The following is a 20,444-nucleotide window of genomic DNA, read 5'->3' on the forward strand; positions in this document are numbered from 1 at the left end:
ACTCTTGGATCATACTAATACCCTGATATACCCTAAAATACGCAGTTGAAGTATCATAACCCATGTATATTAAGGTATTTGAAGGTGGAGTGAATTTTCAAGTCCCCCCATCCGCACCAAATTATAAAACCAGTAGCAGCAATGTTACTGGTTTTTTATGCCTATAGTTTTATTTGTTTGCTTTTTGTACTACTTCTGGCAGCTATGGATATGAGTTGTTTTAAATTAGCGTTATTTGTAAAAAAAACTAGAAAAATTACAAATTTAGTTAACACTTATGTGTAATAAGCCGATAATAGATTTAGACAATAAAATAAGGTATTTACAATGGCTTCAGGCTTCTCTTTTCAAGATCTCAGCATAAGTAAAAAAATACATGCGATTACGAGTATTGCTGTCGTTGCATTTTTAGTGATTGTTTTAATTAATTACTTCGCTATGAATGATAATAGAATTGCACTTGATGAAATGGAAAAATCATCCTACCAAGTTGTTAAACTTACATCCGCAAATGTTGGCATTTTAGAAAAGTTAGATGAGCTATACACTCAAGCTGTTACATTCGGTGAACAGGACTTAGTAGAAAAGGCTGCACAAACATATAAATTGCTTGAGTCGAATATCATCGAAATTGAGAAAATTAATGCATCGTATATTCATAGCGATACCAAAGATCAATTAGCAAATTACGAAAAAATATCTTCAAGCATTGCTAATGGTATGGTGAATGGCACTGCAGATTTTAGTAAAATCCAGCAACAGGCTCAAAGAAAAACAGCACTATACAACGATGTACTAGAAAAGTTTAAAGCGGCTCAAATAAAAGCGGATGATCGCTTTTTTGAGTTGGTTGCAAGTACAAAAGAGCGCTCAGACTACGCGCTTACGCTTATGCTAGCAGTATCAATAATATCACTTATTTTACTTTTATTTATGGCTATATGGATAGCTAAGCGTATCGCTTCTTCTGCAAGTGATGCTGCTAACAATTTAAGTTTATTAGCCAATGGTAAAGGCTCATTGAGTACAAACTTAACGGTAAACTCAGAAGATGAAATTGGCCAAGTATCTATTAATTTTAATTCATTTATAGCAATCCTTAAAAAAACGGTTTTAGAGGTTATTGCCGTATGTGAGCCGCTAATGGAAAACTCTACACGTTTGGTGCAGGGGATGGAGCAAGCTGAACGCGCAACAACAAAACAAACAACCGAAGCTGAGGTTGTTAAGCAATCAATGGAAGAAATGAAGCAAAGCGTGGGTGATATCTCTCAGTCTGCAGCAAGTGCTTCAAATGCTGCGCAAACAGCAGAAAAAGAAGTAGAGCAAAGTAGAACGCAGGTTCAAATGTCTGTGACAGCATCTCGAACTTTAAGTGATGAAATAAACCAAGCTGCATCAACTATTAATAAATTAGCAGATGACACAAAAAATGTATCTCAAATCCTTAATGTGATTACATCTATTGCCGAGCAAACTAACCTATTGGCATTAAATGCGGCGATAGAGGCTGCTCGAGCGGGTGAGCATGGCCGAGGTTTTGCTGTTGTAGCTGATGAAGTTAGAGAGCTTGCATCGCGTACTGCGCATTCGACTAACGAAATTCGAGAGTTACTTAGCACCCTAACGGATGCTGCTAACGAATCTGTAACAGCTATGACTTCGGCGCGAGATATGGCAACAGATAACGCAACAGCGGCTGAAAAGACCGGTATTTCTATAGAAAAAATTGCCGAACAAATGTTAGAGATTAACGGTATGAATTCGCAAATTGCTGCTGCTACAGAAGAGCAAACCTCTGTTGCTGCAATGGTGGTAGAAAACGTGACAAATATGCATGTGTCTTTCGAAGACACAATGGATTCACTGACTGCGGTTAGGGATGTTGCTAAAAACTTACATTACCTTTCAGATAATCTGTTAGATGCTACCGCTAAGTTTAAAATTGAGTAAAATAAGCAAAGCGTAATTATAAAAAAACCACCTATTCGGTGGTTTTTTTATTACCTATTAATAGCACTTAAAAAGTAGCTACCACTTTAACTTTATCAGTGGCTTTGCTGCTATCAATATAACCGATAGAGTCTGCATTAGCGGCTACAAAGTCTATAACAGCTTGGTCAGTATCAAACTTTTCAGGCGGTGTGCCTTTACCAGTAAAAACAAGTTTTGACCAATAAGCGTTTAATTGGCTACTTGATTTACCAACCACTTTAGAATTGAACTCATCGGCAATAGCTGTACCGTTTTGAGTTGCTGGGTTTACTTTATTACCGTTATCAAACGATTTAGCTTTTCCTAAATAAATTTTCTTTATAGTGTCAGCATCAAGAGCACTCGCATTACCAGGATTTACAATTACAGCCACTTCAGCGAAAGCACCGAAAGAGCATATAGAAAGCGCGCTAGCTAGGATTAATTTTTTCATATTCTGCTCCAATTAAAATACTAAGTCTACGCCAACGGCTACTACATCAGTTTCAGTGTCTGTGATGTCATCATCTAAGCGACTAAAATCAATTTTAAATGCAGCTGAAGGGTGAAAGTCGTAACGTGCACCAATTGTGTATACATTACTCTTAGCTTTTGAGCCTTCTAATGCTGAGTTAATCCCTTCGTTAAGTGGCGGCACTGCAGTTAGTGAATCGTAGCGGTTGCTATCATGCTTATCATCGTTGTTTTCATATGTAACATGAACAAGCCACTCATCCATGCGATAACCTAAGGAGGTGTAGTATTGAGTCTGCTCAGCTAGAGCGCTATCGTCAACCTCAAACTGTGTGTACTCGGCGTCAAATAAAATATTGTTATAGTCAATAGAGAAACCCATGGCGAAAAAAGCACCGTCGTCCTCATTCACTGCTATGCTGTCAGCTTGTTCAGTGAAACCTGAATTACGTAACGTAGCCTCTAAACCATTAAGAGCGATACCCGCATCAGTATCATTTTCAATCGCAATTGTTGTTTCAGCTACAAAGTAGGCTACACGTGCACTAAACCAATCATAGCTAAGTGACCAGTTAAGGCCTGCTATGTCATTTAGTTCTGTATCACCGTTCACCGATACAACCGCTATGTTGTCATCAAAACTACCATATATAACCTGAAGGCTAGAGTCCCAATCACCAATTTGTGAGCTATATAATAGACTCAAGCCTTCATACGTTGAAAATGGTAAGTTATATACCGATTGAGGTGGACGTACCCAACGGTAGGTATAGCCAACATCTAAAAAGTCAGAATATTTGTAAAACGGGGCGCGCATCTTACCTGCGCTTAGTTGTAATTCGTCACTAAATTCATAAGTTAAGTAAGCCCATTCAAAGTCGGCATCAAAGTCATTTTCACCACGGGCAACAATCTGTGCCGTTGCGCTTAATTTTTCCTGAAGGTCCGCAGACAGCTGTACAGCAAATACACTTTCATTTTTAAACGAGATATCATCGTCATACCCGTATAGCGTTTGATCGCTGTCTAGACTTTTACCACCCACTATAGATGCAAAACCATTAATACGAACCTCAGCACTTGCATAACTTGTTGCAAGTGCAGCACATATTGCTACTGCTACAGATAGCTTTTTCATATGTATTTCCTATTTGTTATTTAGATGTTGATTTCATGAGGATTATAGAAGCCAAAATGGTTTTTATCTAATAAATTTAGCAAGTTAGTTAAAATAAACTTGTTTAGCTAGTTTGTTTTACAGTTTACATTTGTTAAAAATTCCAATAATTCAATGGAACCAGCTGATTTCATTAGAAGTATTTTATTTTCTAATATTTAAGTGACTGTTTATATGCAGTTTAGGAAGTATCTATATTTATTAAGATCAATGTTTATATTTCACACCATCCTTGTTTAGTTAGTTTATACACAATAAACACTGCTAATTAAGCTCTCGCGAGCAGCACACAATAATGAGCACGTTATATTCTGCTATCCAACAATATAAAAAAGTTTATATTATGATTAACTAATATGTAATTTATTTAGTTATATCAGATGTTAAGTAATCAAATAACAACTTTCTAAACCTGAATTTTAGCTTAACATTACCATTGTATTAGCAAGGTAGTTCAAAGGAAGTGACAGTGATGAAGAGGCTAGCATGGTTAGTATTATGTTGCTTTGCATCCAATGCATATAGTAACGATGAAGTAAGTATTACATTGGTTGGTTATATCTCTCCAGTGTGCGAATTTACCTCACAAAATAGTAATCTAGAGTTCTCTTCTAATGGTATTGCTAATACAGCGCTGGAGATTAACTGTAATTCGCCAATGCGAATATCAATGCAATCTCTTAATGGCGGTTTAAGCCATGAGAAAAGTAATAAGATAAGTCCATACAATATTAACTGGTCATTGGAAGGTGCCAATAAAAGTGTGTCTGTATCGGCACAGGCAATCAAATCGACATATAGCTTTAATATTGATGAAATCTTATTTGATAGCATTGCTGAGATTCAGTTAACTCTAGATGAGCCCTTGATATATGCAGGTAGATACCAGGATGTTATCCGCATAGAAATGACACCATCAGTAGTATCGGGTGGCGTGCTTTAAACGCACATTTATTAAACATAACAAACTATATGTCACATGGATAAGGAATATAACAATGAATAAACTAATCGTAATTTCAGCAATCGCAGCACTATCATCAGGTTCAGCACTAGCAGAAAATTTAAATGTAGGTGGTGCAGTAGAGTCTGTATGTGAAGTAAGTAACATTGCAGCTACACACTATTTTCCAGCTCTAGCTCTGGGAAATACAAAAACAGTTAATTTTGATTTGAAGTGTAATGACGTTGATGGTGCAACACTTACTTTAACGACCTCTGAGGGGCACCTCCAAAACGCTGATCACGAAGACAGAGGAGTGGGATACACTGCACATTTAACAGCAGGTCCTTATGACTTTACTCTGTCGGCTGAAAATGGACAGAACGATCAAAGTGCATTTCAAAGCAACGGTGGTAGTAATACATTAGCAACTACTGGTGTAACAGGGATGATTGACTTAGAAGTTACTCAGACGCCTGTATATGCAGGGACTTATGCTGATACTCTAATGCTAACTGTTACTGCAAACTAAAGTTAAATTAGAAAGGCAGTGGTTTAGCACTGCCTTTATTTAGGAGGGATTTCTATGCGCGCTTTATTTGTCTTAATATTTTGTCTGTTTTCTTTTTCTGTTAGTGCATTTCAAGTGAGGCCTATGGTGGCCGATCTCAGCTCCCAGGGAAGCCAGTCACAACAAACTCTTCGAATTATAAACCCATCTAAAAACCCATTAACTATTGATGTTTCAGCTTTTAATATCAGTATCAGTGATAGTGGGGTTGAGTCTCTAGAAGCAAATGAAGAAGATTTCTTAATTATTCCTATGACAACAATTATTCCACCTGGAAGTAGTCAATCGGTTATCGTTCGATATATTGGGGAGCCTATTATTAACCACTCTAAGTCTTATAGGATTACTGTAGAGCAAGTATCAGTGGATTTAAACGATAATGCCCAGTCTGGGGTTGGTATGTCACTTAGTTTTAGGACTTTATTTAACGTTGTACCTGATAATGCTGAAGCTAAACTAATTATTAAAGAAAAAAAACAATTAGCTGAAAATCAATGGGGTGTGTCGTTAGAAAACCTAGGTAATAAATATGTCCGTCTTTCTAAAGGTCAGTGGAATATAAAGTCTAAGGGAAAGGTATTAACTTTAGAAGGCATGGATTTGAGTAGAGCTCTTTCAGGTAAAATTTTACTTCCTAATTCTAAAGGCAATATCGCAATTTCAATACCTAAAGAATTTCAAGCTGCTGATAGCGAGTTAGAGGTTGTATTCTAATGTTTTGTATTCGGAGGCTATCTTGGTGCTTAGTAATAATAATTAGTAATATTATTATAACGGTAGATGCCCTTGAAGTAACACCTATGGTAATCACATTCTCGCCTGAGAAGCCTTCAAAAACACCTTCCAGTCTAATTTACAATCAATTATCTAGAGAAATTGCTTTTGATATTGAAATATATGAAATTGATTTTTCTACACCTAGGCCATCCCTAAAAAGGCTGGAAAATTCTCCATTATGGGTATTTCCTCCTTCGTTATTCTTACAAGAAGGGCAAGGCCAACGAATCCAGTTCAGATGGATTGCAGAGAATCTCCCGCAGCAGGATAAAAGCTATCAAGTCAGTTTAATTGAGCAACCTTTGGCTTCTAATGTAGGAAGTGGTACCTCGCAGCTTAAAATATTAATGAATGTGAATTTAGTCGTTCACGTAGACATGGATACATACATACCAAAGTTAAAAATACTGACTTCTAAAATAGAAAGCGGGGAGCTTATAGCCCAAGTTAAAAATGAAGGTGAAGGGGCTGCTCGTCTGAGTGATTATAAAATTAACGTCACTACTAATAAATCAGTTGAGACTACGTTTCAAAAAAATGCACTGCTGGAGAACGGGTATGATGTTTTTTTTGCGCCATATGCTACGCAAACTATAAAGTTTAAGCTCCCTGAAAACATTGAACGCGGTAAGGTAGAGCACTTAAGTTTAGAACTTCTGCAATGAAAGCTACAACCATGCTTCTCTTTGTTATGTTTTTATCTCCACTTCCTGCTTTGGCAAAGATAAACCCATCTAATAGAACAATTGAGCTAACTGTGTCTGCTCAATTAAATAAAAGTTCAATAGGGCATGTATCACTTAGTGTTAATAAAGATGATGCACTTTTTTTAAAATGGAGTGAGTTAGAGCCTTATTTTCGCGAGATTTTACTTGAAGATAAAGAGGATGAATTATTTCAGGTTATAAATAATGACTCTTTATCGATAGATTCACTACGGGGGCTAGGTTTTAGTGTTGTATTTGATATGAGTGACTTTAGTTTAGAAATTGTCATTCCTGTAGAATTGACTCGTCCGCAGAATTTAAGCGTTCAAAAGCAAAGAAAAAGGTTAAAAGCTATTGAACCAGCTAATGTTAGTGGGTTTATTAACGCATATGCAAGCTACGTTCATCAAAATGATAAGGAGCAGCAGCAAGTTCAAGATCAATACGCATTGCGCTCCGAAATCGTCGCTAGTTGGCAAGGGTGGGTAATAGAAAATGAATTTGAATACAATAAAATATCTCAGCCTGCTTCATCGAATTTGAAGCGAAGAGGTACAAGGCTAATTAATGATTTACCTAGCTTAGGCATGCGCCTTTCCCTCGGTGATAGCTTTAGTTCAGGTGGTTATTTTCAAAGCTCTACCCGTTTATTAGGCTTTTCAATAGCACATGATTTCTCACTGTTATCAGATAGGCCTATAAGACCCACTGCGTCACGTAGCTTTACTCTTCAAAGTCCTTCTAGTGTAGAGGTTTATGTTGATGGCCGTATTATTCAACGCCTTAACTTAGTGGCAGGTATCTACTCCCTTGATGACATCCCCTTAAGAGAAGGCAGCAACAATATTTCTCTCAAAATTACAGATATAGTTGGAGTTGTACGTTATGTGAATTTCGATGTTGCAACAGGCTTAGATCTATTTGCACAAGGTCAGCTTGAATATGAAATTCATTTAGGCGTGCCTGCTAAAGCTGGGGATAGGCTCAAGTACGAGCTAGATGAGCCCTTCCTTAGTGCCTACATGGATTATGGAATGACACCTAGTTGGACTGTCGGGTTGACGGTACAAGGAGACAAATATGCTCAGCAGATTGGCATTAAACAAGTTTATGCCGCCAAGGTGGGTCAACTGGCTTTTGAGGGAGTATTTAGTTCCGCTGTAGAGAAAGGGTACGCGTATCGCACCGTTTACAGTAGCTACAGCATGGGCAATTTAGGAAGTGAGCTCACACTGGGTTATGAATATAGTTCAAAAGACTTTTCAGCGTTAGGTTTTAGAAGACAAGAAACGTTTAACAACCGTTATAGAGAGCATTATGCACAGGCGAGTTATAGTTATTATCTTAACGATAGGACACTAGCATCTTTTTTTACAAATCTCTCACGTGATCATGGCAGTGTTCAATTTGATAAATCTTTAGGAGTTAATTTTTCGGGCGATTTGATAAACAGTCAATGGAGATATACTGCTGGTGCTCAGTGGGATGAGTTACAAGGTGAGAGGGAGTGGGGGGTAAGTTTATCACTTACCTATAAGTTTAATAACCACCATAGGGTTAAACTATCCCACCAGTCAAGGCGAGATAAAACGAGACTAGAATTTACTCAAGATAGTAATCAGCGGTTTGTCGGTGCTTTGAATTTTAGAGCTGGTTTAGAGAATAACGAGTTGAACAAAACTATTTTTGATTTAAATATGCAATATAATGCTAATCGTTTTGCTGCAAACCTTGAACATGCAAGTTTTTATAAAGATTTAAAAGCTCGCTCTGCTTATCACCAAAGCCGCGTAAGCCTAGCATCTAGTGTAGCCTTTGCTGATGATGTATGGGCATTTGGAAAGCCTATATATGATAGTTTTGCTCTAGTTAATGCCCACAAAAGTTTAGATAACAAAGTGATTACCTTAGGGCGTGTTGAAAATGAATACAGAGCTGATAATAGCGACTTCAAACCCATATTGCTTAACGATTTAAGCTCATATGACAATATCAATATTCCTATTGATATTGATAATTTAGCTCCTGGTTACGATATGGGTTCTGGCATGCTTAGCTTTTACCCTAAATACAAAACCGGCCATAAGGCAGTCATTGGCACAGCAGCAAACATTTCTGTTATTGCGACTCTTCGCAGTAAAGATGAATCTCCCTTAGCCTTAATGGTTGGAAAGGCTATTTGCCTAAACAAATCAAATACTAAGGAGTATACCTTTTTCACTAATAAACGGGGGCGTTTTGCAATAACTGGACTTGCTCCTTGCCGTTATAGGGTAACTTTAAAAAATAAAGAAAAAACTACATTTTTAATAGAAGTTAGTGATGGAGAGCAACTACAAAGAAAAGGGGTTATTTATGTTCATTAAAATTATCTATTTAACAATAAGTGTATTTTTCCTATCTGTAGCTAGTAGAGTGCATGCTCAGTGTGATGCGAGTATTGGTGAAATTGAATACTTGTTTGATAACCTGTCTATTTATAAAATAAAATCACAAGTGGATGCCGAGAAAACAATTCGAGTTGATACAATAAACACGACTGATTGTACCTTGTATTTTAGTATCTCTTCCCAAAACCAAGGGTACCTTAAAAGTACCTCTCAATTAATTGACTATCAAATCCGTTTAGAGAATCAGTTGCTAAGCAGCACCATAAACCAGATTAAGATCAGTAATAACAAGGTGGATATCAGTTTGGTAATCCCTGCTGGGACCCCCGTAAAATCAGGGTATTATACTGACAGGCTTCAGTTGAAACTTTATGATGTCAATAAGCATATTGTTGATGAAAAAGAAATAGAAATAGAAACAAACATAGAACCTCGCACAAGCTTATCTTTGTTAGGTTATAACACTTTCTCTAATACTGTCTATTTGGGGGAGTTGAAGCCTACTGAAAAGTACACTATGTTCCCAAGCTTACAAATAGTAACGAATACTGATATTCAGCTAAATATAAGCTCAGAGAATAAAGGCCGTTTAATACATTCTATTTTCAGTACTAAATACGGGGTAAACTATACATTACAGTTAGGTGGGGAAGAAGTTAACTTAGCAAAAGCTTCAAGTTTAAACTTCTCCTACTCTGGTCAAACTGAGTTTTTCATACCGCTTAGTATCCAGTTGGAAGACTTTAAAGATCAAGCTGCTGGTGAGTATTCAGATGTCATTCGGTTTCAAATAAGTCCACTCAATTATTAACTTTACTTAGGTTTTTTTGGCACCACTGTAAGGCTTGTTGCTTATTCTTGACGGATATCTTTTGATAAATTTTGTGTAAGTGCACTCGAACAGTTGCTTCGCTAATAAATAAAGTATCTGCAATTGCAGTGGAATGAAGACCTGAAAAAAGCAAATTCAATACTTTTATTTCTTTGCAGGTTAAATTGCTAGATTGCAAAGTTGTCTGTTGTTCAGTGGCAAGCATTTGCCTCATCCAACTATCAGTGACATCACGTGGAAACCAAAGTTTACCTTCTTCAATGGCTTCTAAACCTTGTTGAAAAAGCACTTCATCGGTGCTTTCATAAAACAGTCCCTTTAAATTTGGCCATTCTTTTAACGCTAACACATCGCTATTTTTGGGTACGTCAAATATCACTAAGCTCTTATATCCTTTATTTTGCATAAATTGATTAATAAGTTCATAAGTGGTTATCACATTAAGTGCTTGGTAGTTAACCATTAAAATATTGTAATTAGCTGCCACACAGAAAAGTGATGTATAGTCTGGACTATTAAAGCATTTAATATCGCGTAGAGGAGTGTTTTTAATATCCATAATCTCTGTCCGTAGATGCAATTTTAATACTATATTGCTATTTTACGTTAATATCAATCATGCTAGCCGCATGTGTTTTTTCTGTTTGTTTTTATTGATGTTATTTTGGTAACAATCTCACATAGCCTGTAAATCGTGGGTTTCAGTAAAGCGAAAGGATTATATTTGAGTTGAATTTGTATTAAGTAAGATCACCTTTTCTGTAAAAATTATTCAATAATCACCAAGAGTTATATTAAATATTTTCTTTTATGTTTATTAAATGAAAAAATTTATACATTTCTTCACAAATATGTCATATAATACCCCTCCAGAGGAAAGGTGCTTATCAAGCATCTTTTTTTATGCCCAAAACTTATTGGCTTGATTAGCCATGTAAGCTGCATAACTAAATTTTACGGTATCCTTTGGAGAATATTTTGAAACTACGCACACTCTCACAGTTAAGCCTAGCAATTATTGCTGCACTAACTACCTCAGTAAATGCTGAAGAAACTAAAACAACAGCAAAACAAGACGCGTTTGAAAAAATCGAAGTTACAGCTCGTAAACGTACAGAGAGCCTGTTTGAATCTCCAACCGCTATCACATCAATTGGTGCTAACCTAATTGATAAAGCCAATATGAGTAACCTTGAAGATATTGGTAAATATGTTCCTAACTTAAACATTACGCGTTACGGTGTGGGTAATGCAGCGCATGCGTCTGTATTTATTCGTGGTATTGGTCTGCAAGATCACATTATTACAACTGATCCGGGTGTAGGTGTGTACTTAGATGGCGTTTACTTAGGTCGTCAAATGGGCTCGAACTTATCCCTACCAAATGTAGAACGTGTTGAGGTACTCCGTGGACCACAAGGTACTTTATATGGTCGTAACACATTGGGTGGCGCAGTAAATGTAATTACTAAGCAACCAGGTGATGAAGGCATTGTTACTACTACTGCCAAATTAGGTAGCCGTGGACGCATTGCAGGCGATGTTTATTTTAATAATTCACTAAACGATGAGCTGAGTATGTCAGCTAGTGCATCATACAAAACACGTGATGGAGTAGGTGAAGCGGTTAATTTAGCAAACCCAGAAAAAGAAATCGGTGAAGAAGAAGAGTTTAGCGGTCGCGTAGCCCTTAAATGGCAAGCAAATAGTGACCTTGCGTTTACCTTCTCACTTGATGGCGTTGATAACGAGTCAGGCCAATCGCCTTACACAATCGAACTAACAGAGCCGCTTGATGCAAACGATGTATTTAATGGTGACTTTCCATTACTTACTCAGGACATGATCCCATCAGACCCTGATGATTTAGGCACAACAGTCGCTGGTATTGAATCGACATCTTATTCAGGTTGGGGTACATCATTTACTGCTGATTGGGCAATTGATGATACTTACACAGCAAAATTCATTTCAAGCTACCGTACTTCTGAATATGAAGGTGGCCTTGATGATGATGCATCTCCACTTAACTTATCTGAGTTTCCTGAGGAAGGTGGTGCAGATCAGTACTCGTTTGAAATCCAACTAAATGCTACTTACGACAATATGGACTTTGTATCAGGTCTTTATTTCTTCAATGAAGATGGCTTTACGCGCTCAGGCCCATTTGTATTTAGCCCGTTTAATACACCAAATGGTTTATTGAACGATGGTGTAACAGCTTCATTTGGTGGCTACGGCGATTTCGAAATTAATCAAGAAACGAATTCATATGCAGCTTACTTTAATGCAAGCTACGACTTAACCGATGATTTAAGCATTGGTGGTGGTCTGCGTTATTCTAAAGATGAAAAAGATGCAGACGCTATCTTCCCAACATTTGCAGAGCGTAAATATGTCAGCGCTGAATTTGACGCTGTAACATGGGATGTAAATGCATCTTACCAAATCAGCAACAACATGAACGTATATGGTCAAATTCAAAAAGGTTACCAAACAGGCGGTTTCCCTCCGCGTCCATTTGGTGGACCTGATCAATTTGTATCGTTTGATGAAACAAAAGCAATCAACTACGAAATGGGCTTAAAAGGCCAAGTGCATGAAAATGTATCTATGATGTTGGCTGTATTTGTTACTGATTATACTGATTTAGCATTACCGTTTTCAGATCCAACCGCAGGCGGTGGCTTTGTAACTATCGTTGAAAATGCTGGTGAATCTAAAGCTCAAGGTGTTGAGCTAGAAACCACTGTTGCAATTACAGATGACTTTACAATCCGTAGTTCAGTAGGTTACTTAGACTCTGAAATTACAAAAGTAGATGCGGGTGTTCAAGGTATCGGTAAAGGCGATTCGCCAGCGCTTACACCACGTTGGACTGTAATGGTTGCCCCTTCTTACTTTATGGATTTAGACAGCGGTGCAACACTTGCATTTAATGCTAACTACTCTTTCCGTAGCGAAATGCAAGGTCAATCAGTTTACAACGAAAGTGAAACTATCGACTCACGTGAGTTAGTTGGTTTTAACATTTCTTACACTAACCCGTATGGTGATTTGGAAGTAACCTTATACGGTGAAAACGTATTAAACGAGGTTTACGATGTAGGTCGCTTACAGCAATCAGGTTTTGTTGGTGTAATGCGTAGCAATGACCGCAGTGAGTTTGGTTTAAAATTCAAAAAAGACTTTGAACTATAAAACTTTAAAAGGTTAATAAAAAGGTAAGCTCAGGCTTACCTTTTTTGTTTTTAGTGCTTATATAAAACAGCTACAGCCATAAAAAACTTGTAATTGGCATAATAGAAATATAGAAAAGCCCATCTACCTAACTGTAAGTTCATACGTTTAAGGGTGAATCTTCCTATTAACTGTATTAAACGTTACCCTTTCCATTACTTCTTAAGCATCTCTACTTTGAACGTAAAAACGTTTGGCTTGGAGTAAAGCATTCTAAAATATTAATTATCACTATGTTTAACTGCATTTTTACCTTGAAAACTTAGCGTATTAATTAAGCTTTGAAGCAGCATACTTTATTTTATTTAGGCAATAAAAAAACCCTCAGTTGAGGGCTTTATTAAGTAAATATGTAGGGCTATTTTAATAGCGGGCTTAAATATCTACTTGTTAGATTTATTATATTCACGGGTAAGCTTAGCGTGTTGGCTTAGCTCTGTAAGCCCAAGTTTATCGTAGCTCTTTTCCATCATCTCAAGTGCAGGCTCTAAGTAACTGCTTTGTGAGTAATGCTCAACTACGTATTTACCACGGTTAGCTGCTGCAAGGTATGCTTCACGCTCGTAGTAGTAAGTGGCTACTTTTAGTTCGTAACGTGCCATGCGGTTTAAAAGCCATACTAAGCGGCGTTTCGCTTCTGGTGCGTAATCACTTTTCGGAAAGCGCTTTACAAGAGTAGATAAATCAGTAAATGCAACGCGTGTACGGTTTGCATCACGGTCAGCTCTGTCTATACCAAAGTATTCTTGGAATGCGTTTTTATCAGCTTTAATATTTACTAAACCACGCATGTAGTACATGTAATCTAAATCTTTGTGGTTTGGGTTCAAGCGAATAAAACGGTCAATAGTCGCAAGTGCTTGCTCTGTATTGCCCGATTGGTAATGTGCGTACACTAAGTCCATTTGTACTTGCTTTGAAAACGGACCAAATGGGTAGCGAGAGTCTATTGCACTGAGTAATTCTATTGCGCGAGCGTATAGGCCAGAGTCGAGTGTTTGTTTTGCATCTTCATACAAAGCGTGTGCAGATTTGTTAGGTACACGTTGAATATCTTCTTGATCTGGCGCAGACGAACAGGCCCCTAAAGTGAGTACAGAAGCTGAAAAAACAATGGCGAATGCACGTTTCCCTATTTTATTTATCATTTTATTTGTTACCTTCGATGTCTTCGGCTAGGCCACGGCGGTAAAACCGAGTAAACTATGCGTATTATATTATGCTTTTATTAAAAGCGATTCTAACCCAGTCAGGCACAGCTTGCACTGGTAAATTGGGTAAAGTTACTAATGTCAGAACAAATTTCACTTCAAGCCGAGGTTCCTACCGAGTTAGGTGGTAAACGTCTAGACCAAGTATTGGCGCAATTGTTCCCTGATTATTCACGTTCACGTATAAAAACATGGATATTGGATGATAAAATCACCGTTGACGGCGAAATATACAACACACCACGAGAAAAACTACTCGGCGGTGAGGTGGTAAATGTTGAAACCAGCATTGAAGCACCACGCGAGTACGAAGCACAAGATATCAAATTAAACATTGTTTATGAAGACGATGATATTTTAGTAATCAATAAACCTATGGGCTTAGTGGTTCATCCTGGCGCAGGTAACCCTGATGGCACAGTGCTAAATGCACTATTGCACCATTTCCCTGATATTATTAATGTCCCGCGTGCTGGTATTGTGCATCGCTTAGATAAAGACACCACAGGCCTTATGGTGGTGGCTAAAACAATTCAGGCGCAAACTCATTTAGTTAAAGCGCTACAAAAGCGCGAAAACTTTACGCGTGAATACGAAGCGCTATGTAATGGCACTATGACTGCCGGTGGCATGGTAGAAAAACCTATTGGTCGCCATCCAACACAGCGTACGCATATGGCAGTTCATGAAATGGGTAAGCCAGCAATTACACATTTTCGTGTTGCTGAAAAATTCCGTGCTCATACTCGCCTTCGCCTTCGCCTAGAAACAGGCCGTACACACCAAATTCGTGTACATATGGCATATATTAATCACCCACTTATTGGTGATAAAGCCTACGGCGGGCGTCCTCGTCCACCAAAAGGTGCAACGCCTGAGTTATTCGAAATGCTACGTGCCTTTAATCGCCAAGCATTGCATGCGGTTAAATTAAGTATTGCTCACCCAATTACTGGTGAAATGATGACATGGCAAGCACCTATTCCAGATGACATGGTGGCGATGACTCAAGTATTACGTGAAGACACCAAAGCAAACCCTAATATAGAGTACTAATGGCTTTTTTATCAGCGCCATGGCCAAATTTAGCGTCTGTGGGAACGTTAAGTACCACCCGAGAAGGGGGCGTATCCTTGCCTCCTTTTAGCAGCTTAAATTTAGGGCTTCATGTTGCTGATAATCCAAAGCACGTTTTACAAAACCGTGCTTTGGTTGAGTGCTACCTACCTAAACCTGCTGTTTGGCTTAATCAAATACACAGTGCCGATGTGCTTAACGCAAATGAGCAATATAACGTTGAGCAAATTCAAACTGCAGATGCGTTATATACACAGCTTAAAAATCAGCCTCTTGCAATTATGTCCGCAGATTGCCTACCTATTTTACTTACCAGCTATGATGGCAGTGAAGTGGCGGCAATTCATGGCGGTTGGCGTGGCCTTGAAAAAGGTATTATTAAAAATACGCTGGCTTGTTTTAAGTCCTCAGCTAATCAAATAAATGCATGGCTTGGGCCTGCTATTGGTGCAAAACAATTTGAAGTGGGAGCTGAGGTTGCCGCGTTATTTAATCAGCAATCCCCTTTATTTCAAAGTGCCTTTGTATTGCAACCTAACCAAAAATACCTATGCGATATATACTTAATTGCGCGTATTCAGTTACAGCAACTCGGCGTAATTAATATCAGTGGCGGTGAGTACTGTACAGTATCGCAATCATCTGAATTTTTTTCGTATCGAAGAGAAGGTAAAACAGGGCGCATGGCTAGTTTGATCTGGCGCAAATAAAATACAATTACGGCATAATATTTGTCGTAACACCTTGAACAATTCTATTAACATACCCATTTATTAAGCATTAGTTTATTAAATAGGTAAACCCTCATGCGTTTAGATAGATTCACAAGTAAATTTCAATCTGCGCTTTCAGATGCTCAGTCATTAGCGCTTGGGCGCGATCACCAATTTATTGAGCCAGTGCATTTAATGTACGCGTTACTGCAACAAAACGGTTCAAGCGTGCGTGCACTCCTTGCGCAAGCCGGCGTTAGTGCCGATGAACTCAATACCAAGCTTTCTCAAGAAATAGAAAAATTATTTAAAGTTGAAGGCGTGGGCGGCGACGTACAGCTTTCAAACAACATGGCTTCTCTTATTAACTTATGTGACAAATATGCTCAAAAGCGTAAAGATAAGTATATTTCTAGCGAGTTATTTGTACTGGCTGCGTGTGATGATAAAGGTCCCTTAGGCGATATATTTAAAGCATTAAACATAACCGTAACTAAAATAGAAAGTGCCATTAAAGCGATTCGTGGTGGCCAAAAGGTGGACGACCCTAATGCGGAAGAAACACGCCAAGCACTTGAAAAATACACCATAGATTTAACAGAGCGAGCGGAGCAAGGTAAGCTCGACCCCGTCATTGGTCGCGATGATGAAATACGCCGCACCATTCAAGTATTACAACGCCGTACTAAAAATAATCCGGTATTAATTGGCGAGCCAGGCGTGGGTAAAACAGCCATCGCTGAGGGATTAGCGCAGCGTATTATAAATGGCGAAGTACCAGAAGGCCTTAAAAGTAAGCGTGTTTTATCCCTTGATTTAGGCGCGCTGGTGGCGGGTGCTAAATACCGCGGAGAATTTGAAGAGCGTTTAAAGTCAGTACTTAATGAGCTGGCTAAAGAAGAAGGCCAAGTGATTTTATTTATTGATGAAATCCATACCATGGTCGGCGCTGGCAAAACTGATGGTGCTATGGATGCTGGTAATATGCTAAAGCCTGCATTAGCCAGAGGCGAGCTTCATTGCGTAGGCGCCACTACGCTTGATGAGTACCGCCAGTACATAGAAAAAGACGCTGCTCTTGAGCGTCGCTTTCAAAAGGTGTTAGTTGAGGAGCCATCAGTTGAAGACACCATAGCAATTTTACGTGGCTTGAAAGAGCGCTATGAGCTACATCACTCGGTTGATATAACCGATCCGGCAATTGTGGCTGCTGCGCATTTATCTCACCGTTATATTAGCGATCGTCAGTTACCAGACAAAGCCATTGATTTAATTGATGAAGCTGGCTCTTCTATACGTTTACAAATAGATTCAAAGCCAGAGTCGTTAGATAAGCTTGAACGTAGAATAATTCAGTTAAAGCTTGAAGATAACGCACTTGCGAAAGAAAAAGATGAAGCGAGTCAAAAACGTCGCAGCGAAATGCAAGAGCTAATTAGCGACTTAGAAGCACAATACCGAGAATTAGATGAAGTATGGAACGCAGAAAAAGCCTCTTTACAGGGCACGCAAGTTATAAAAGCAGAGCTTGAACAAGCACGCCTTGATTTAGATGTTGCACGCCGGGCAAGCGACTTACAACGCATGTCGGAGCTGCAATATGGCAGAATTCCAGAACTTGAAAGAAAACTCGACCTAGCTTCGCAGGCCGAAATGCAAGAAATGAGCTTACTTAAAAACCAAGTAGGTGAAGACGAAATAGCAGAAATACTCTCTCGTTGGACTGGTATTCCGGTATCGCGAATGCTTCAGGGCGAGCGTGAAAAGCTTCTGCAAATGGAACAACAGCTCCATAGTAAAGTTATAGGTCAAGACGAAGCCGTTATTGCTGTGGCTAATGCTATTCGTCGTTCGCGTGCTGGCCTTGCTGATCCTAATCGCCCAATCGGCTCTTTTTTGTTTTTAGGGCCAACAGGTGTAGGTAAAACTGAGCTTACTAAAGCACTAGCGGGCTTTATGTTCGATACAGAAGATGCCATGGTACGTATAGATATGTCTGAGTTTATGGAAAAACACTCAGTGGCACGTCTAGTGGGCGCGCCTCCCGGTTACGTAGGCTACGAGGAAGGGGGGTATTTAACAGAAGCAGTTCGCCGTAAACCTTATTCTGTAATTTTGCTCGACGAGATAGAAAAAGCACACCCTGATGTATTTAATATCTTACTGCAAGTGCTAGATGATGGAAGATTAACAGATGGGCAGGGGCGTACGGTTGATTTTAAAAATACCGTTATTATTATGACCTCAAATTTAGGCTCAGATATTATTCAAGAGCAAGCTGGGACTAATGATTACGCTACGCTTAAAAGTAAGGTAATGAACGTATTGGTAAATGAATTTAGACCTGAGTTTATAAACCGTATTGATGAAACCGTCGTGTTCCATCCGCTTGCTAATGAGCACATTAAAGAAATTGCAGATATTCAGCTAATTAAATTACGAGAGCGTTTAACCGAGATGGGCTATTTGCTTGAAATTAGCGATGCCGCACTGGATAAAATAGCCTCAAGTGGTTTCGATCCTGTATACGGGGCTCGTCCGCTTAAACGAGCTATTCAGCAAACAATAGAAAACCCACTTGCTCAGCAGTTACTCAGTGGTGATTACAGCCCTGGTGATGTAGTGGTTATTGATGCAAATGATGAGGGGTTGCTTTTTTCTAAGCGTTAGTCATTTTTTATCTAAGCCGCCATTTGGCGGCTTATTTTTTAGTTACACTTTAAAGGTATAAAGTAAATTATTAACCTTTTGTGCTCCTTCTACCAGTTGCGCTGCGTCTTTTGCTACATCGTAACTTAGCGATAAATTATCGTTACTTACATGTTTAATTTTTTCTACATTATTAGCTATATCATGGCTTACCATTTGTTGCTGCTCAGCAGCAGTAGAAATACTGTTCGCTAATAAAGATATTTCACTAATTTGATTAAAAATACTATCTAGCTCATGATGAGTTTGCTCTGTTGTTTGCACACAACTATCGGCTTGTAATTTGGTATTTTGCATAACCTTAGACCAATTAAATAAGGTGTCTTGAATTTCTTTAATTGAGCTATGTATTTGCCCAGTGGCGTTTTGTGTACGAGACGACAGCGCTCTTACTTCATCAGCAACAACAGCAAACCCTCTACCGTGCTCTGCAGCCCTAGCCGCTTCAATAGCGGCATTAAGTGCAAGTAAATTAGTTTGCTCTGCAATACCTTCAATTTCACTCATTACTTGGCCAATTTTATCGGCTTCTTGCGCAAGGCTGGTTGCTGTGTTTGCCGCTTCGTCTACATGAGAAGCCAATTGCGATACCATTTGTTTGTTTTGGCCAATATGTTGCTTTATGCCTGCACAACTTTGTTGTGTAGAATTAACTTTGTCGGCTGTGTTGTTTGTACTGCCAGAAATGTCGCCAATAGTGGCGCTCATTTGTGCCATAGCCGTGGCTATTTGTTCTAGCTGCGTACTTTGCGAACTTATGCCTTGCTCAGTAAGTGCAGACTTAGTGTCTAAGTTTTTAGCTATGTTATTAAAAGCGTAAGTTGAATCTTTTACGCGCCCAAGCACAGTTCTCAGTTTGGCCAGCAGCATCTGCTCTCTAAAATCGCTTACACTCATTGGTGAGTTATCGCAAAAAACATAGCGCGAAACAGAATCAGATTGTTGTTTATATTTTTTGATCTTTGCAGGGGTTGCAACAAGCTCTTGATAATTTAAGCTAAAAACTATTGCAAAAATAGCTAGATTAAAAAGAGCAAACATGGCTGAAACAGCTAACCCGCTAGTTATTACCCAAGCTAAAAGTACCACTAATGAAATTACCTGCCTAAAACGAGTTTGCTCTTTAAGGCTGGTCAATGATTGACCACGATTTAGCCTTTTATAAAGTGTATGCGCTTTTTGTACATGTGCTTGAGCCGGTTTTGTGCGAACAGATTGATAGCCCACTAACTCACTTTGCTCAAAAATGGGTGTCACAAAAGCATCAACCCAATAGTATCGGCCATCTTTACAGCGGTTTTTTACCATACCACGCCAAGAGTGGCCGCTTTTTAATGTGGCCCACATTTGTGCAAATGCGGCTTTAGGCATGTCAGGGTGGCGAACTATATTGTGATTTTTACCCACGAGCTCAGCTTGAGTAAATCCGGCGACGTCACAAAACGCAGGGTTAGCGTATGTAATTACGCCGCGAAGATCGGTAGTTGATACTAAGTCTTGTGAGTCACTAAAGTGAACTTCTTCATTTATTAAGCTTTGATTATGACGCATGTTAATTTTAATCATCCTTTTTAATTAACTTGTCATTATATTGGGTAAAGTTGCGAGGGTGAAGTTTAGCGCTTTGTTAAACCTTAAACTGGGTTAAA

The 20,444-nt window shown here is 38.7% G+C and carries 16 protein-coding genes; 11 read left to right on the forward strand and 5 right to left on the reverse strand.

Annotation, left to right across the window (positions count from 1 at the left end; genetic code table 11):
- The first annotated feature begins 327 nt into the window (after positions 1-327).
- On the forward strand, positions 328-1,953 hold the full coding sequence (locus PESP_RS05305) for a methyl-accepting chemotaxis protein (RefSeq protein WP_089347102.1): 1,626 nt from the start codon (positions 328-330) through the stop codon (positions 1,951-1,953).
- 67 nt (positions 1,954-2,020) lie between these two features.
- Here the strand turns inward: PESP_RS05305 and PESP_RS05310 are convergent, their stop codons facing one another.
- Together PESP_RS05310 and PESP_RS05315 are read right to left on the reverse strand one after the other, a co-directional pair.
- Positions 2,021-2,428, reverse strand: a complete 408-nt coding sequence (locus PESP_RS05310; RefSeq protein ID WP_089347103.1) for a type 2 periplasmic-binding domain-containing protein — start codon at positions 2,426-2,428, stop codon at positions 2,021-2,023.
- A gap of 12 nt (positions 2,429-2,440) precedes the next feature.
- Entirely contained in the window at positions 2,441-3,586 is a 1,146-nt protein-coding gene (locus tag PESP_RS05315; RefSeq protein WP_089347104.1) for a porin, read from the reverse strand.
- A gap of 511 nt (positions 3,587-4,097) precedes the next feature.
- Here PESP_RS05315 and PESP_RS05320 point away from each other — a divergent pair.
- The 6 genes from PESP_RS05320 (at position 4,098) to PESP_RS05345 (ending at position 9,824) form a co-directional block, all read left to right on the forward strand.
- Complete coding sequence (locus tag PESP_RS05320; protein WP_089347105.1) at positions 4,098-4,568, forward strand: hypothetical protein; 471 nt, start codon at positions 4,098-4,100, stop codon at positions 4,566-4,568.
- Positions 4,569-4,623: 55 nt separating this feature from the next.
- Complete coding sequence (locus PESP_RS05325) at positions 4,624-5,100, forward strand: hypothetical protein (RefSeq protein ID WP_089347106.1); 477 nt, start codon at positions 4,624-4,626, stop codon at positions 5,098-5,100.
- 54 nt (positions 5,101-5,154) lie between these two features.
- Positions 5,155-5,853 (forward strand): fimbrial biogenesis chaperone, encoded by a 699-nt coding sequence (locus PESP_RS05330; protein ID WP_089347107.1) that lies wholly within the window; start codon positions 5,155-5,157, stop codon positions 5,851-5,853.
- Positions 5,854-5,939: 86 nt separating this feature from the next.
- Positions 5,940-6,581: a fimbrial biogenesis chaperone gene (locus tag PESP_RS05335; protein ID WP_245852141.1), complete on the forward strand. Its 642-nt coding sequence runs from the start codon at positions 5,940-5,942 to the stop codon at positions 6,579-6,581.
- Positions 6,578-8,989, forward strand: a complete 2,412-nt coding sequence (locus PESP_RS05340; RefSeq protein ID WP_089347109.1) for a fimbria/pilus outer membrane usher protein — start codon at positions 6,578-6,580, stop codon at positions 8,987-8,989. The genes PESP_RS05335 and PESP_RS05340 overlap by 4 nt, the downstream gene beginning before the upstream one ends.
- Positions 8,979-9,824: a hypothetical protein gene (locus PESP_RS05345; RefSeq protein ID WP_089347110.1), complete on the forward strand. Its 846-nt coding sequence runs from the start codon at positions 8,979-8,981 to the stop codon at positions 9,822-9,824. Before PESP_RS05340 ends, PESP_RS05345 begins: the two co-directional genes overlap by 11 nt.
- Here PESP_RS05345 and PESP_RS05350 read toward each other — a convergent pair.
- Positions 9,814-10,404: a LuxR C-terminal-related transcriptional regulator gene (locus tag PESP_RS05350; RefSeq protein WP_089347111.1), complete on the reverse strand. Its 591-nt coding sequence runs from the start codon at positions 10,402-10,404 to the stop codon at positions 9,814-9,816. The two genes, PESP_RS05345 and PESP_RS05350, sit on opposite strands and share 11 nt — an antisense overlap.
- 419 nt (positions 10,405-10,823) lie before the next feature.
- Between PESP_RS05350 and PESP_RS05355 the strand changes: the two genes are divergently transcribed.
- Positions 10,824-13,046: a TonB-dependent receptor gene (locus PESP_RS05355; RefSeq protein ID WP_089347112.1), complete on the forward strand. Its 2,223-nt coding sequence runs from the start codon at positions 10,824-10,826 to the stop codon at positions 13,044-13,046.
- Between the two features lie 422 nt (positions 13,047-13,468).
- On the opposite strand, the gene PESP_RS05360 is transcribed toward PESP_RS05355, so the two are convergent.
- Positions 13,469-14,233 carry an outer membrane protein assembly factor BamD gene (locus tag PESP_RS05360; protein WP_089347113.1) on the reverse strand — a complete coding sequence of 255 codons (765 nt, stop codon included), beginning with the start codon at positions 14,231-14,233 and terminating at the stop codon, positions 13,469-13,471.
- Between the two features lie 141 nt (positions 14,234-14,374).
- Here PESP_RS05360 and rluD point away from each other — a divergent pair, with 141 nt between their 5' ends.
- The 3 genes from rluD to clpB all read left to right on the forward strand — a co-directional run bounded on the left by rluD (position 14,375) and on the right by clpB (position 18,756).
- Positions 14,375-15,352, forward strand: coding sequence for a 23S rRNA pseudouridine(1911/1915/1917) synthase RluD (rluD, locus tag PESP_RS05365; RefSeq protein ID WP_089347114.1), 978 nt, complete (start codon positions 14,375-14,377; stop codon positions 15,350-15,352).
- A complete protein-coding gene (gene pgeF, locus PESP_RS05370) occupies positions 15,352-16,083 on the forward strand; it encodes a peptidoglycan editing factor PgeF (RefSeq protein WP_089347115.1) in 732 nt (243 codons plus the stop codon). Before rluD ends, pgeF begins: the two co-directional genes overlap by 1 nt.
- Positions 16,084-16,179: 96 nt before the next feature.
- Positions 16,180-18,756: an ATP-dependent chaperone ClpB gene (gene clpB, locus PESP_RS05375; RefSeq protein WP_089347116.1), complete on the forward strand. Its 2,577-nt coding sequence runs from the start codon at positions 16,180-16,182 to the stop codon at positions 18,754-18,756.
- Between the two features lie 42 nt (positions 18,757-18,798).
- Here the strand turns inward: clpB and PESP_RS05380 are convergent, their stop codons facing one another.
- Positions 18,799-20,346 carry a methyl-accepting chemotaxis protein gene (locus PESP_RS05380; protein ID WP_089347117.1) on the reverse strand — a complete coding sequence of 516 codons (1,548 nt, stop codon included), beginning with the start codon at positions 20,344-20,346 and terminating at the stop codon, positions 18,799-18,801.
- Positions 20,347-20,444 lie beyond the last annotated feature (98 nt).

The organism is Pseudoalteromonas espejiana DSM 9414, from assembly GCF_002221525.1.
GTDB classification, from domain to species: domain Bacteria; phylum Pseudomonadota; class Gammaproteobacteria; order Enterobacterales; family Alteromonadaceae; genus Pseudoalteromonas; species Pseudoalteromonas espejiana.